Source organism: Streptomyces marokkonensis (assembly GCF_008312835.1).
GTDB lineage: Bacteria > Actinomycetota > Actinomycetes > Streptomycetales > Streptomycetaceae > Streptomyces > Streptomyces marokkonensis_A.
In genome coordinates, this window is sequence record NZ_VSKS01000013.1 from 52,477 (window position 1) to 66,848 (window position 14,372).

13 protein-coding genes are annotated in these 14,372 nt (G+C 72.6%); 9 read left to right on the top strand and 4 right to left on the bottom strand.

The features are described 5' to 3' along the window. Positions 1-11: 11 nt before the first annotated feature. Positions 12-122 carry a keywimysin-related RiPP gene (locus tag F1615_RS22305; RefSeq protein ID WP_106409850.1) on the bottom strand — a complete coding sequence of 37 codons (111 nt, stop codon included), beginning with the start codon at positions 120-122 and terminating at the stop codon, positions 12-14. Between the two features lie 390 nt (positions 123-512). Further along, positions 513-1,289, bottom strand: a complete 777-nt coding sequence (map, locus tag F1615_RS22310) for a type I methionyl aminopeptidase (protein WP_149550816.1) — start codon at positions 1,287-1,289, stop codon at positions 513-515. Positions 1,290-1,321: 32 nt separating this feature from the next. Here map and F1615_RS22315 point away from each other — a divergent pair, with 32 nt between their 5' ends. From F1615_RS22315 to F1615_RS22355, 9 genes are all read left to right on the top strand, one after another. After that, complete coding sequence (locus F1615_RS22315; RefSeq protein WP_149550817.1) at positions 1,322-1,582, top strand: helix-turn-helix domain-containing protein; 261 nt, start codon at positions 1,322-1,324, stop codon at positions 1,580-1,582. 123 nt (positions 1,583-1,705) lie between these two features. Continuing rightward, the gene (locus F1615_RS22320; RefSeq protein ID WP_149550818.1) at positions 1,706-3,475 is read left to right on the top strand and encodes a hypothetical protein; all 1,770 of its coding nucleotides are present in this window, start codon (positions 1,706-1,708) and stop codon (positions 3,473-3,475) included. 162 nt (positions 3,476-3,637) lie between these two features. Continuing rightward, complete coding sequence (locus F1615_RS22325) at positions 3,638-4,480, top strand: nitrilase-related carbon-nitrogen hydrolase (protein WP_149550819.1); 843 nt, start codon at positions 3,638-3,640, stop codon at positions 4,478-4,480. Continuing rightward, complete coding sequence (locus F1615_RS22330) at positions 4,477-5,763, top strand: aspartate aminotransferase family protein (RefSeq protein WP_149550820.1); 1,287 nt, start codon at positions 4,477-4,479, stop codon at positions 5,761-5,763. The genes F1615_RS22325 and F1615_RS22330 overlap by 4 nt, the downstream gene beginning before the upstream one ends. A gap of 30 nt (positions 5,764-5,793) precedes the next feature. Next, complete coding sequence (locus tag F1615_RS22335; RefSeq protein WP_149550821.1) at positions 5,794-7,356, top strand: PucR family transcriptional regulator; 1,563 nt, start codon at positions 5,794-5,796, stop codon at positions 7,354-7,356. 155 nt (positions 7,357-7,511) lie between these two features. Then, positions 7,512-8,354 (top strand): nitrilase-related carbon-nitrogen hydrolase, encoded by an 843-nt coding sequence (locus F1615_RS22340; RefSeq protein WP_149550822.1) that lies wholly within the window; start codon positions 7,512-7,514, stop codon positions 8,352-8,354. A 109-nt stretch (positions 8,355-8,463) separates the two neighbouring features. Continuing rightward, positions 8,464-9,864, top strand: coding sequence for a dihydropyrimidinase (gene hydA / locus F1615_RS22345; protein WP_149550823.1), 1,401 nt, complete (start codon positions 8,464-8,466; stop codon positions 9,862-9,864). Positions 9,865-9,875: 11 nt separating this feature from the next. Beyond that, positions 9,876-10,877: a TIGR03842 family LLM class F420-dependent oxidoreductase gene (locus F1615_RS22350; RefSeq protein ID WP_149550824.1), complete on the top strand. Its 1,002-nt coding sequence runs from the start codon at positions 9,876-9,878 to the stop codon at positions 10,875-10,877. A gap of 27 nt (positions 10,878-10,904) precedes the next feature. Then, the gene (locus tag F1615_RS22355) at positions 10,905-12,440 is read left to right on the top strand and encodes an NCS1 family nucleobase:cation symporter-1 (protein WP_149550825.1); all 1,536 of its coding nucleotides are present in this window, start codon (positions 10,905-10,907) and stop codon (positions 12,438-12,440) included. Here the strand turns inward: F1615_RS22355 and F1615_RS22360 are convergent. Next, positions 12,437-13,291 carry a CAP domain-containing protein gene (locus F1615_RS22360; protein ID WP_149550826.1) on the bottom strand — a complete coding sequence of 285 codons (855 nt, stop codon included), beginning with the start codon at positions 13,289-13,291 and terminating at the stop codon, positions 12,437-12,439. The genes F1615_RS22355 and F1615_RS22360 overlap by 4 nt on opposite strands. A gap of 359 nt (positions 13,292-13,650) precedes the next feature. Then, positions 13,651-14,316: a hypothetical protein gene (locus F1615_RS22365; RefSeq protein ID WP_149550827.1), complete on the bottom strand. Its 666-nt coding sequence runs from the start codon at positions 14,314-14,316 to the stop codon at positions 13,651-13,653. Positions 14,317-14,372 lie beyond the last annotated feature (56 nt).

Consider the following 14,372-nt stretch of genomic DNA (forward strand, 5'->3'; position numbering starts at 1 on the left):
CCCGTCGTCCGTCAGTTCTTGCTCAGGATCAGCCGGTCGTTGCCGTGCTTGCCCAGGAGCCCGGTCTCCTTGCGGAAGGTCCCGAGACGGACGAGGGTCGGTGCTTCGTATGCCTTCTTCATGACTCTCCTCGCGTGCTGATGGCTTGGCCCGCTCCCCTCGTCGACGTGCCCGTGGCTCATCGGGAGCCCAGGGCGAGGAGCGGTGCGGCACCCAGCTAGCGGGAGAACCGTCGAGCAGGGCAAGGAGATATGAAGAAGTAGGACTATGTGCAAATGCCTGGCGATTCCGTTTGCCGGCCGGCCCGGTCCCGGTCGGTCCGGTGTGGCACGCCGTGGGCGGGACAGTCGGACGTCTGTCCGGAGAAACGTTCCCATCTCGTCTTCCGGGGGGAGATCACCCGCCCGGCGCACGGGTTCCCCCGCGGGAGCGGAGGGAGGCGCCGGGGGGCGTTCGCGGACCTCCACCGCACAACACCGCCTCCGTTTTCCGTCGGTGGCGGTGTCCCCTCGTCAGGCGGTTCCGCGGGCCGTCAGGATCCGCGGCCCGTTCTCGGTGATGGCCACCGTGTGCTCCACGTGCGCCGCGCGGGTGCCGTCGTTCGTGCGGAGGGTCCAGCCGTCCGGGGCGACGTGGTACGTGTCCGTGCCGCCGGCGATCAGCATGGGCTCGATCGCGAGGCACATGCCGTGCCGCAGGGGCATGCCCCTCCCCGGCCTGCCCTCGTTCGGCACCCCCGGGTCCTCGTGCATGCGGCGGCCGATGCCGTGGCCGCCGAAGTCCTCCATGATCCCGTACCCCGCGCCGCGGCACACCGTGCCGATCGCGTGGGCGATGTCACCGACGCGGTTGCCGACGACGGCCGCCTCGACGGCCGAGGCGAGCGCCCGCTCGGCGGTCCCGATCAGCGTGACGTCGGCCGGACGCGGGGTGCCCACGGTGAAACTGATCGCCGAGTCCCCAGCCCAGCCGTCCAGTTGGGCACCACAGTCGATGGAGACCAGGTCCCCGTCGCGCAGCCGGTAGCCGTCCGGGATGCCGTGCACGATCGCGTCGTTCACGGACGCGCAGATCACCGCGGGGAACGGGGTCGACGCGAAGGACGGCCGGTAGCCCAGGAAGGGTGAGGTCGCGCCCGCCGCGCGCAGCACGTCCCGCGCCACCTCGTCCAGCTCCAGCAGGGAAACGCCCACGTCGGCGGCCTTCCGCACGGCCGTCAGCGCGCTCGCGACGACCTGCCCGGCCTCGTACATGGCATCGATCGATGCGTCGGTCTTCAGCTCCACCATGCCAATTACTATACCGGTATTAGAATGGGTGCATGGTGCGCACCCCCTTGACCCCGGAAGAACGCGAACGCGGCGAGCGGCTCGGCCGGCTGCTGCGCGAGACGCGCGGCGACCGCAGCATGGCGGAGGTCGCGGCACGGGCCGGGATCTCCGCGGAGACCCTCCGGAAGATCGAGACCGGGCGGGCCCCGACCCCGGCCTTCTTCACCGTGGCCGCGCTGGCCGGCGTGCTCGGCCTGTCGATGGACGCGTTGGCGGACCGCTGCGCGCCGAGCGGGTCCGTCGCCGCCTGAGCCCGGCCGCCCGGATCCCCGGCGCGGGGCCCGCAGCCCGCCGGAAAACTCTCCGTAGCGCCGCTGTAACACGACGGGTGTTACCTACGGAGCTGAGTACTCCGGATCTGGCGGGAGTTGACTATGGCGGCGGAGCAACTCCCGAACGCGGTAAGGGAGTTCACGGACTACCTGCGGGGTCTGCTGGCGCGCCTGGACCGGTACGGCGGCTGGTGCCTGGTGTTCTGGCAGCGGGACCCCGACGGCATGCGGGCGTGCGTCGAAGGACGTGAGCCGCCGCCCTGGGACGTGGTGGAGTCCCTCCTCCAGGACCTCGCCACCGCCTACGGCCCCGGTGCCGCCGGGGCCGAGACTCCCGGGGCCCGCTCCCTGCACGCGGCCGCCCTGACCGCGTACGACGCCCGGCCCGGCGCCCGGGACGCGCTGGGCGACCGGCTCGACGTCCTGCTGCGCGAGCGGAGGTACGCCGCCGAGCGACGGGCGGAACTGACCCGCCGCCTCGCCTCCGCCACCACCCCCGAGGAGGCGGACACCCTCCGCGACGACCTCGCCTGGGCCCACGACGACCACGCGCGCGCCGCCGCCCGGTGCGCGGAGATCGACGCGCGCCTGCGAGCCCTGGACCGCCGCGCCCGCGAGCCGGGGCGGGAACGGTGGACGGCGCGGGGCGGCCACGGCGGCCCGCCCGCTCCGGAGGCCGGCCCCGGGGGCGGTGCGTTCGCCGCCGGGGTGCCCGGCCCCGGGGCTGCCACCGGCGCGCGTGGCGGTCGGCGGGAGAGTGCTTCCGTAGCGGAAGCCGGCCCCGACGGTGACCGGTTCGGTGCCGGGGTGCCCGATCCGGACGACGACGGCTCTGCCGCTCGGGTGCGTGGCCCCGGAGACGGCCGTGATCCGTGGGACGGGGGCGGTGGTCGCGGTCGCGTGGCCGGGTCGGGCGGCGGGCCGCAGGAGGATCCCGCCCGGGTGCGGGGGCCGGGAGACGGCCGTGATCCGTGGGACGGGGGCGGTGGTCGCGGTCGCGTGGCCGGGTCGGGCGGCGGGCCGCAGGAGGATCCCGCCCGGGTGCGGGGGCCGGGAGACGGCCGTGATCCGTGGGACGGGGGCGGTGGTCCCGGGCCGCAGGGGGATGCCGTGCGGAACACGGGGGCCGGGCGGGCCGCCCCCGGTCGGCGCAAGCGCCGACGGGGCGGGGCCCGGTTCGCCGGCGCCGCGGACGACGAGGGGGGCGGGCCCGTCGTCGTACCGCCCGCCGCCGTGCCCGGCCTTCCGGTGGCCGCCTCCGCCTCGCGCGGCGCGCGGTTCGCCGGGGGCGCCGAGGCGGAGGAGGAGCCGGTGCCCCGGCCCGGGCGGCCCGTCGGCGCGGCGGACCGGCAGGAGGTCGGCCGGGTCGTCGCGGCACTCGCGCGGCTGCGGCGCGAGGCGCGCGGCGGGGAGGCCCACGCGTTGCTGACCGAGACCGCGCACTCGCCCGCCGACCGGTTCCCGCTGCTCGCCGACGAGATGCAGCGGGCCGGGCTCGGTGCCGACTGGGCGACCCTGCTGTGGGAGGCCGCCGCCTCGCTGCCCGCCGACCGGCTGGTCGCCGCCGCCGGCGCGCTCACCGTGGCGGGCCGCGCGCAGGACGGTGAGCAGATCCTGCGGCAGGGCGTCGTACGGCCCGCCGAGGAGATCGGGCGGGCGGTGCTCACCCTGACCTCCGGGACGCGGCACCAGGAGGCGCGGGCCCTGCTCGACGCCTGCGTCCGGATGCGCACCCCCGAGGACGCCGCCCGCGCGGCCGCACCGGACCCGCACCGTCTCGTCCCGCTGCTCCTCACCGCCGCCCGGGGCGTGTCCGACGAGCGGCACTGGGATCTGCTGCACGCCCTCCGCGTCGCGGGATTCGCCGCCTGACCGGCGACCGGGCCGACTCGCCCACAGGGGTGTCAAACACGATCGACTCCCCGGTCTCGACGACGATGGTCTTGGCAAGGCCGTCCGAGAGGCTTACGTTCGTCCCTCTACGACCGTTTCTACGGGCGTAGAGGCGCTGACGCCGCGTCGAAGGAGCAGCTCATGACCCACGTCGTACGTGCCGCTCTGGTCCAGGCGACCTGGACCGGCGACACCGAGTCCATGCTGGCGAAACACGAGGAGCACGCCCGCGAGGCGGCCCGGCGGGGCGCGAAGGTCATCGGGTTCCAGGAGGTGTTCAACGCTCCGTACTTCTGCCAGGTCCAGGACCCCGAGCACTACCGCTGGGCCGAACCCGTCCCCGACGGCCCGACCACCCGCCGGATGCGGGCCCTGGCCCGCGAGACCGGCATGGTGGTCGTCGTGCCGGTCTTCGAGATCGAGCAGTCGGGCCACTACTACAACACCGCCGCCGTGATCGACGCAGACGGCACCGTCCTCGGCAAGTACCGCAAGCACCACATCCCGCAGGTGAAGGGTTTCTGGGAGAAGTTCTACTTCCGGCCCGGCAACCTCGGCTGGCCCGTCTTCGACACCGCCGTCGGCAAGGTCGGCGTCTACATCTGCTACGACCGCCACTTCCCCGAGGGCTGGCGGCAACTCGGCCTCAACGGCGCCGAGCTGGTCTACAACCCGTCCGCCACGCACCGGGGCCTGTCGTCCCACCTGTGGCGGCTGGAGCAGCCGGCCGCGGCCGTCGCCAACGAGTACTTCGTCGCCGCGATCAACCGCGTGGGCGTGGAGGAGTACGGGGACAACGACTTCTACGGAACCTCGTACTTCGTCGACCCGCGCGGTCAGTTCGTCGGCGACGTCGCCAGCGACAGCAAGGAGGAACTCGTGGTCCGCGACCTGGACTTCGGCCTCATCGAAGAGGTGCGGCAGCAGTGGGCCTTCTACCGCGACCGCCGCCCCGACGCCTACGAGGGGCTGGTGCGCCCGTGACCGACGACCTGCTGGGCCGCCACCGCTCCGTGCTCCCCGACTGGCTCGCCCTCTACTACGAGGAGCCCATCGAGATCACCCACGGCGAGGGACGCCACGTCTGGGACTCCGAGGGCAACCGCTACCTCGACTTCTTCGGCGGCATCCTCACCACCATGACCGCCCACGCCCTGCCCGAGATCACCAAGGCGGTGAGCGAGCAGGCCGGGCGGATCGTCCACTCCTCCACCCTCTACCTCAACCGGCAGATGGTGGAACTCGCCGAACGCATCGCCAAGTTGAGCGGCATCCCGGACGCCCGGGTCTTCTTCACCACCTCGGGCACCGAGGCCAACGACACCGCCCTGCTGCTCGCCACCACCTACCGGCGCAGCAACACGGTCCTGGCGATGCGCAACAGCTACCACGGCCGCTCCTTCAGCTCGGTCGGCATCACCGGCAACCGCGGCTGGTCCCCGACCTCCCTGTCCCCGCTCCAGACGCTGTACGTGCACGGCGGCGTGCGCACCCGGGGACCCTTCGCCGACCTCGACGACTACGACTTCGTCGCCGCCTGCGTCGACGACCTCAAGGACCTCCTCGGCCACACCCGCCCGCCCGCCGCGCTGATCGCCGAACCCATCCAGGGCGTCGGCGGCTTCACCTCGCCGCCCGACGGACTGTACGCGGCCTTCCGCGAGGTGCTGCACGAGCGGGGCATCCTGTGGATCGCCGACGAGGTGCAGACCGGCTGGGGCCGCACCGGAGAGCACTTCTGGGGCTGGCAGGCCCACGGCCGCAGCGGGCCGCCCGACATGCTGACCTTCGCCAAGGGCATCGGCAACGGCATGTCCATCGGCGGGGTCGTCGCCCGCTCCGAGATCATGAACTGCCTGGACGCCAACAGCATCTCGACGTTCGGCGGCACCCAGATCACCATGGCGGCGGGCCTGGCCAATCTCACCTACCTGCTGGAGCACGATCTGCAGGGCAACGCCCGCCGGGTCGGCGGCCTGCTCATCGAGCGGCTGCGCGCCGTCGCCGCCCAGGTGCCGGCCGTACGGGAAGTGCGCGGACGCGGGCTGATGATCGGTATCGAGCTGAGCCGCCCCGGCACCGACGAGGCCGACCCCGAGGCGGCGTCCGCCGTCCTGGAGGCGGCCCGGGAGGGCGGCCTGCTCATCGGCAAGGGCGGTGGACACGACACCAGCGCCCTGCGCATCGCCCCGCCGCTGTCCCTCAACGTCGCGGAGGCCGAGGAGGGCGCGGAGATCCTCGATCGCGCGCTGCGGAGCATCCGGTAGGACCCGTACACCGATCAGAAGGACGCCGCCATGACGACCTGGGAGCCATCCGCACCGGCCCTGTCGGTCCGGCAGGTCCTCGCCCTGGAGCGGGTGCTCGCCGGGGAGCCCGAGGTGGTGGCGGCCGCGGGGCGGCTGGACCGGCCGGTGCGCTGGGTGCACGTCGCCGAGGCGGCCGACGTCGGGGTGATGCTCAGCGGCGGCGAGATGGTGCTCACCACCGGGGTCCTGCTCGCCGGTGACGAGAACAAGCAGGCCGAGTACGTCCGCTCCCTGCACCGCGCCGAGGCGTCCGCCGTGGTCCTCGGGCTCGGCCGGGCCTTCCCGTCCCCGCCGGAGACGATGCGGCGGGTGGCGGAGCGGTGCGGACTGCCCCTGGTGGTCCTCCACCGCCCGTCGCCCTTCGCCCAGTTGACCGAGGAGGTGCAGTCCCGGCTGGTGCGGCGGAAGTTCGCCGCCGTCAGCCTCTCCGAGGCCGTCCGCACCGGACTCACCGCACTGATCACCACCGGCGCCCCGCTGCAGCGCCTGCTCGACGAGGTCGCCCGGCACAGCGGCTGCCCCGTCGTCGTCACCAACCTCGCCCACCGGGTCCTCGGCACGGCGGGGGAGCGGCCGGCCGTGGACGACGTCCTGCGCGACTGGGAGCGCATCGCCCGGCAGGCCGGACGCGGTGAGGGCGACGGCTGGATCCGCGCCGAGCTCGGCGGGCGTGGCGAGCGGTGGGGCCGGATCGTGCTGTGCGGCTACCGGGGCGACACCGCGACCGGCCGGCTGCTCGCCGACCGTGCCGCCGAGGCCCTGGTGCTGCACCGCATGCTCGGCGGCGGTGCCGCCCGCTCCTGGGAGGAACAGTCCGCGCGGAGCCTGATGACCGACCTGGTCGGCGGCGTCGTACCGGCCAGGACCCTGCTGCCCCGGGCGCGCGCGGCCGGGCTGCCGGTGAACCGGCGCACCTTCGTGCCGCTCGTCGTACGCGGCCGGGACGCGGCCCGGCTGGACCGCGTCCTGCGCCTGCTGGGGCTTCCCGGGATCGCAGCCGAACTGGCCGACACCGGGGCCGCCGTCCTGCTCAGCCTCGCCCGCGACCAGGACGCCGACGCGCTCACCCTCCACTTCGCCGCACGACTGCGTGCCGAGCCCGGTTCCGCGCCGGCCGTGGTGGCGGCGGCCGGTGCCCGCACCGCCTTCGACGACGTGCCCGCCGGGCTGCGCGAGGCCCGGCACGTGGCGGACGCCGTGGCGGACTCCGCCGCCGCGCTGGACCTGCCACCCGTGGTCCGCCTCAGGGACGTCCACCTGCGCGGACTGATCCGGCTGCTGCGGGACGACCCGCAGGTGCAGTCCTTCGCCGAACGGGAGTTGGACGGCCTGCTCGGCGAGCCGGACGAGGACCTGCTGTCCGTGCTGCGCACCTACCTCGCCACCGGCCGCAACAAGTCCCGCACCGCGCAGCTCCACCACGTCTCCCGGCCCGCCCTCTACCGCCGGCTGGAGGCGATACAGACCCGCCTGGGCGTGGACCTCGACGATTTCGAGCAGGCCGCCTCGGTCCACATCGCGCTCCTCGCACACGACGCGCAACAGCACTGAAACAGGTGACCACCTGCGGCAACGGCGGTGAGACATGGGATCGTCGACGGGTGACACGGTGACACGCCGCACCCCGGCGGACGTGACACGGTGCACCTCAAAGCGGGCTCGTCCCCTCCCTAGGCTCACCGCACACCGAGCGACCGGAGGTCCCGATGAGCCGAGTGATCCGTGCCGCCGTCTTCCAGACCGCCTGGACCGGCGACAAGGAGTCGATGATCCAGGTCCACGAGCAGGCCGCCCGCGACGCGGCCGCGCAGGGCGCTCACGTGCTGTGCTTCCAGGAGCTGTTCTACGGGCCGTACTTCTGCCAGGTGCAGGACCCGGCCTTCTACGCGTACGCCGAACGCATCCCCGACGGCCCGATCGTCCAGCGCTTCCAGGCACTTGCCCAGGAGCTGGGCATCGTCCTGGTGCTGCCGATGTACGAGGAGGAGCAGCCCGGAGTCCTCTACAACACGGCCGCCGTGATCGACGCGGACGGCTCCTACCTCGGCAAGTACCGCAAGACGCACATCCCGCAGGTGAAGGGCTTCTGGGAGAAGTTCTACTTCCGGCCCGGCAACAGCGGCTGGCCCGTCTTCGACACCAGGGCCGGCCGGATCGGCGTCTACATCTGCTACGACCGCCACTTCCCCGAGGGCTGGCGGGCGCTCGGCCTCGCGGGCGCCGAGATCGTCTTCAACCCCTCGGCCACCTCGCGGGGACTGTCCGGCTACCTCTGGCAGCTGGAGCAGCCGGCGGCGGCCGTCGCCAACGAGTACTTCGTCGGCGCCATCAACCGGGTGGGCGTGGAGGAGTACGGCGACAACGACTTCTACGGCACGAGCTACTTCGTCGACCCGGAGGCCCGGTTCGTCGGCGAGCCGGCGAGCGACAAGGAGACCGAACTCGTCGTCCGCGACCTGGACACGGCGAAGCTGAGGGAGGTCCGCGACCGCTGGCAGTTCTACCGGGACCGCGCTCCGGGTGCCTACGGGCCCCTGACGACGCCGTAGCGGCGACCAGCCCGGGGGCGCGGGGCCGCGTCCGATGTGCGGCCGCCGCCGCGCGGGGCGCGACCAGCCACACACACAACCCGCACGTACCCACCGCGAGGAGTGACCAGTGAGCCGAACATTGATCCGCGGCGGCCTCGTCATCACCGCCTCCGACGAGATGCACGCCGACGTCCTGATCGAGGACGGCCGCATCGCCGCCCTCGCCGCCTCCGGCACCCCCGCCGCCCGGGCGTTCACCGCCGACCGGACCATCGACGCCACCGGGAAGTACGTCGTCCCGGGCGGCGTCGACGCCCACACCCACATGGAGCTGCCGTTCGGCGGCACCTTCGCCTCCGACACCTTCGAGACGGGAACCCGGGCCGCCGCCTGGGGCGGCACGACGACCATCGTCGACTTCGCCGTGCAGAGCGTCGGCCACTCCCTGCGCGAGGGCCTGGACGCCTGGCACGCCAAGGCGGAGGGCAACTGCGCCGTCGACTACGCCTTCCACATGATCGTCTCGGACGTCAACGCCGAGACGCTGAAGGAGATGGACCTCCTGGTGGAGGAAGGGGTCACGTCGTTCAAGCAGTTCATGGCGTACCCGGGCGTGTTCTACTCCGACGACGGACAGATCCTGCGCGCCATGCAGCGTTCCGCCGAGAACGGCGGGCTGATCATGATGCACGCCGAGAACGGCATCGCGATCGACGTGCTCGTCGAACAGGCCCTGGCCCGGGGCGAGACCGGCCCCCGCCACCACGGTGAGGTCCGCAAGGCCCTCCTCGAGGCCGAGGCCACCCACCGCGCCATCCGGCTCGCCCAGGTCGCGGGGGCCCCGCTGTACGTCGTCCACGTCTCCGCCACCGAGGCCGTCGCGGAACTGGCCCGGGCCCGCGACGAGGGCCTGAACGTCTTCGGCGAGACCTGCCCGCAGTACCTGTTCCTGTCCACGGACAACCTCGCCGAGCCGGACTTCGAGGGCGCCAAGTACGTGTGCAGCACGCCGCTGAGGCCGAAGGAGCACCAGGCGGCCCTGTGGCGCGGCCTGCGCACCAACGACCTCCAGGTGGTCTCCACCGACCACTGCCCCTTCTGCTTCACCGGACAGAAGGAGCTCGGCCGCGGCGACTTCTCCAGGATCCCCAACGGTCTCCCGGGCGTGGAGAACCGCATGGACCTGCTCCACCAGGCCGTCGTCGACGGGCACATCTCCCGCCGGCGCTGGATCGAGATCGCCTGTGCCACCCCGGCCCGGATGTTCGGCCTCTACCCGAAGAAGGGCACGATCGCGCCCGGAGCGGACGCCGACGTCGTGATCTACGACCCGGGCGCGGAGCAGGTCATCTCCGCCGGCACCCACCACATGAACGTCGACTACTCGGCCTACGAGGGCAAGCGGGTCACCGGCCGCGTCGAGACCGTCCTCTCGCGCGGAGTCCCGGTCCTCACCGAGCGGGAGTACACCGGGCGCGCCGGGCACGGCGTCTACACCCCGCGCGCCACCTGCCAGTACCTCACCTAGGAGCGCTCCGCATGGACTTCGGACTCGTACTGCAGACCGACCCGCCGGCCTCGCGGGTCGTCAGCCTGATGAAGCGCGCCGAGCGCAACGGCTTCACCCACGGCTGGACCTTCGACTCCGCCGTGCTGTGGCAGGAACCCTTCGTCATCTACAGCCAGATCCTGGCCAACACCACGAAACTGACGGTCGGCCCGATGGTCACCAACCCGGGCACCCGCACCTGGGAGGTCACCGCCTCCACCTTCGCCACCCTGAACGACATGTTCGGCAACCGCACCGTCTGCGGCATCGGGCGCGGCGACTCCGCGATGCGCGTCGCCGGACGCAGACCCAACACCCTGGCCCGCCTGGGCGAGGCGATCGACGTGATCCGCGATCTCGCCGAGGGGCGGGAGACCGAGGTCGACGGGCAGCCGCTGCGGATCCCGTGGGTGAGCGAAGGGAAGCTGCCCGTCTGGATGGCGGCGTACGGACCGAAGGCGCTCGCCCTCGCGGGGCGCAGGGCCGACGGCTTCATCCTCCAGCTCGCCGACCCGTATCTCACCGAGTGGATGGTGAAGTCCGTGCGGGCCGCGGCCGTGGAGGCGGGGCGGGATCCCGCCTCGGTCACCGTCTGCGTCGCCGCCCCGGCGTACGTCGGTGACGACCTGGCGCACGCCCGCGAGCAGTGCCGCTGGTTCGGCGGCATGGTCGGCAACCACGTCGCCGACCTGGTCGCCCGCTACGGCGAGCACTCCGGCATGGTCCCCGAGGCGCTGACGGCGTACATCAAGGAACGCCACGGCTACGACTACAGCCACCACGGACGGGCCGGCAACCCGTCCACGGACTTCGTGCCCGACGAGATCGTCGACCGGTTCTGCCTGCTCGGCCCGGCCGAGGCGCACATCGAGAAGCTGAAGGCGCTGCGCGACCTGGGTGTGGACCAGTTCGCCGTCTACGACATGCACGACGCGCAGGAAGCGACGATCGACGCGTACGGCGCGGAGATCATCCCGGCACTCAACCGCTGACCGGTACCACCGCCGAAGGACACGCCCATGACCGCGACCGTCCCGCCCGTGCCGTCAGAGAACCCGATACCCGACCCGGCGGGACGCGTCGAGCTCCCGCCGGGCGTCGCCCTCACCGACAGCCGCTTCGTCAACGACGACCTGCTGCCCGTGCCGCTGGCCCGCCGCCGCTGGACGACGTACAACTTCACCGCGCTGTGGGTGGGGATGGCGCACAACATCCCCTCGTGGCTGCTCGCCTCCGGTCTCGTCGCCCTGGGCATGGACTGGAAGCAGGCCGTGTTCACCATCGCGCTGGCGAACGTCATCGTGCTCGCGCCGATGCTGCTGACCGGTCACGCAGGACCCAAGTACGGCATCCCGTTCCCGGTGCTCGCCCGTGCCTCGTTCGGGCTGCGCGGTGCCAACCTGCCGGCGATGATCCGGGCCGGGGTGGCGTGCGCCTGGTTCGGCATCCAGACGTGGATCGGCGGCCAGGGCATCTTCGTGCTCCTCGGCAAGCTGTTCGGCGGGTGGGCCGAGGCGTCGCGGGTCGGGGGCCAGCCGTGGACGCTGTGGGTCTGCTTCGTCCTGTTCTGGGCCCTCGAACTGGCCATCATCCACCGCGGGATGGAGACACTGCGGCGGTTCGAGAACTGGGCCGCGCCGTTCGTCATCGTCGGCGCGCTGGTCCTGCTGGCCTGGATCGCGGGCAAGGCCGGCGGTCTCGGACCGCTCCTCGACCAGCCCTCGCAGCTCGGCTGGGGAGCCGACTTCTGGCCGGTGTTCTTCCCCTCCCTCATGGGCATGATCGCCTTCTGGTCGACCCTGAGCCTGAACATCCCCGACTTCACCCGCTTCGGCGCGGGCCAGCGCGCCCAGGTCTGGGGCCAGACGCTCGGACTGCCCACCACCATGACCCTGTTCGCGCTGCTGTCCGTGTTCGTCACGTCCGGTTCGCAGGCGGTGTACGGGGCCCCGCTGTGGGACCCCGTCGCACTCGCCGCCAAGACCGACAACGTCTTCGGGCTGCTCTTCGCCCTGGTGACGGTGCTGGTCGCCACCATCTCGGTGAACATCGCGGCCAACGTGGTCTCCCCGGCGTACGACCTGGCGAACCTGGCGCCGCGCCTCATCAGCTTCCGCACCGGCGCGCTGATCACCGGCGTCGTCGGGGTGCTGATCATGCCGTGGAAGCTCACTGAGACACCCGAGCTGTACATCTTCACCTGGCTCGGCCTGGTCGGCGGGCTGCTGGGCACCGTCGCCGGCATCCTCATCGCCGACTACTGGCTGGTCCGCCGCACCGCCCTGGACCTGCCCGACCTGTACAGGCCCGGCGGACGCTACTGGTACACGTCCGGCTGGAACCTGCGCGCCGTCGCCGCCTTCCTGGCCGGCGGGGTGCTGGCGGTGGGCGGCTCCCACTCGGCGCCCGGGAAGGGTCCCTTCCCGCAGGACGGACTGATCCCCTTCCTCAAGCCCCTCGCGGACTACGGCTGGGCGGTGGGCCTGGCGGCGTCGCTCACGGTGTACGTCGCGCTGATGGCGGGGCGGCGGCGCACGCCGCCGGCAAGGCCCTAGCGGGCCGTGCCGAAGTCCTGGGTCCAGTAGGAGCCGGGCTGGGCGAGACCGACGCCGATCTCCTTGAACGCGCAGTTGAGGATGTTCGCCTTGTGACCGGGGCTGGTCATCCAGCCCTGCATCACCTGCTCGGGGGTGGAGTAGCCGTAGGCGACGTTCTCGCCGTAGGTGCTCCAGCTGTAGCCGGCGCGGGTGATGCGGTCGCCGGGGGAGGATCCGTCCGAGCCGGTGTGCGACATGCTGCCACTCGCCGCCATGTCCTCGCTGTGGTTCTGCGCGGCCTCGGTCAGGGTGGCGTTCACCTTCACCGGGGAGCAGCCGGCCTTGCCGCGTTCGGCGTTGACGAGTTCCACGACCCGGGCGACGGCGCCGGAGGCCTGGGTGCCGCCCGTCGGCGCGGGACTGGAGGCGGTGGCGCCGGGCTCGGGAGCGGACGTGCTCGGCCTCGGAGCGGCCGTGGTGGGCTTCGGAGCGGCCGTGGTGGGCCTCGGGGCCGCGGTGGTGGGCCGGGAGGTGGGGGCCTCGGGGGCCGTCCTCTCCGGCTTGTGCGACGGCCTGGCGCTGCCGCGCTTCGGTGCGGCGGGCTTCGACGGGGCCGTCGTGGCGGCCGGTGTGCCGGACGGTGCGGCCGAGGGCTCACTCTCGTGCTGGCCGCTCCACTCGCGGTACCAGTCGGGGCCGTCCCACCTGTCCCGGTCAGCGACCGGCGCGGCGGTGTTCCGGTCCTGCCGTTCCCCTTCGCCGGGCCAGTCGGTACAGGCCATGGCGACCGAGGGTATGCCTATGACGCCGATGGCGACTGCCGCGACGACCGTGCGGCGGTACTGCTGCTGATGGCGGTGCTTTCCCATTGCGTGACCTCACCCCTGCTGTGCGGAGGCTGGTCATTCTTGGGACGGCCCGGCGCCGGGCGCAAAGGGCCTCGCTACTACCGGGCTTCGTAGCCCCGCGGGGGTCTTGCGGCGGGCGGGGGAGCGTGCCGACCCCCTGGTGGAGGGCTCCCCGCAGCGCCTGCCACCTCGTCAGAAACCCCCGCATGCCGGGGGAGCCGGGGCTCCCGGCTCCCCGCCCGGCCGCCACCCGCCCCGCTCCGGCCGCCATCCGTGGCAAGCCGGACAAGTCCACTATGTCGTCGGAGTGATCGCTACTAAGCGGCCCGCACAGATCCGCAACCCGCTGTGACAGATGTCACGGAACCATCAATTCCGGATCAGTCCCGCGCGGCCTCCAGGGCGGCCACGGCCTCCTTGGCGGCCTTGATGGCGCCCTTGTTGATCTCGTCCGTGCCCGGTGCCTTCTTCGACTCGAAGTCGCTGCCGTTGTACGTCACGATCACCAGCGCGTTGGAGGCGCGCGCCACGACCACACCCTCACGCGTCTGCTGCTTGTCCTCGGTGGTGAGGTTCACGACGGAGTACGCCGCGTCCCCGAGTCCGGGAACCGGGCCCCCGCCGCTCTTCTCCTCCAGCCGCCCCCGGTACGACCGCTCCGCCGCGTCGTCCGACTCCAGCACCTCGAAGGACACGTCGAGCCAGCGGTACTCGTATCCCTCGAGCGCGTTCCAGGAACAGGTGCGGCGCAGCTTCGCGTCCGTGGACGGTATCTCCTTGCCGGCCGTCCTGGCGCCCGGCACAAGGGACTTGACGCTCTTCTCGGCGACGCTGTCGCACGGTGCAGGCGCGGCGGTGTACGTCTTCGGCACCTGGGTCCTGGAAGGGGCGGAGGCGGACTGGGGCCGCGTCTTCTCGGCCGGCCTGTTCTCGGCGGCCTGCGGAGCGGCCAACGGGCCGGAGGACAGCGCCCATCCCGCCGCGGCGAGAACGACCACCGGGGACAGGCGCGCGGTCAGGGCGATCGGCAGAGGAAAGGAACGCACGGCGCACTTCTCGTGGGGGACGGTGCGGAGAGGGTCCGCACTGCGGACGGGACGCC

Coding starts and splice junctions, on each gene's coding strand:
- F1615_RS22305 (WP_106409850.1), bottom strand. CDS start 122: ATGAAGAAGGCATACGAAGCACCGACCCTCGTCCGTCTCGGGACCTTC.
- map (WP_149550816.1), bottom strand. CDS start 1,289: ATGGTGGAGCTGAAGACCGACGCATCGATCGATGCCATGTACGAGGCC.
- F1615_RS22315 (WP_149550817.1), top strand. CDS start 1,322: ATGGTGCGCACCCCCTTGACCCCGGAAGAACGCGAACGCGGCGAGCGG.
- F1615_RS22320 (WP_149550818.1), top strand. CDS start 1,706: ATGGCGGCGGAGCAACTCCCGAACGCGGTAAGGGAGTTCACGGACTAC.
- F1615_RS22325 (WP_149550819.1), top strand. CDS start 3,638: ATGACCCACGTCGTACGTGCCGCTCTGGTCCAGGCGACCTGGACCGGC.
- F1615_RS22335 (WP_149550821.1), top strand. CDS start 5,794: ATGACGACCTGGGAGCCATCCGCACCGGCCCTGTCGGTCCGGCAGGTC.
- F1615_RS22340 (WP_149550822.1), top strand. CDS start 7,512: ATGAGCCGAGTGATCCGTGCCGCCGTCTTCCAGACCGCCTGGACCGGC.
- F1615_RS22350 (WP_149550824.1), top strand. CDS start 9,876: ATGGACTTCGGACTCGTACTGCAGACCGACCCGCCGGCCTCGCGGGTC.
- F1615_RS22355 (WP_149550825.1), top strand. CDS start 10,905: ATGACCGCGACCGTCCCGCCCGTGCCGTCAGAGAACCCGATACCCGAC.
- F1615_RS22360 (WP_149550826.1), bottom strand. CDS start 13,291: ATGGGAAAGCACCGCCATCAGCAGCAGTACCGCCGCACGGTCGTCGCG.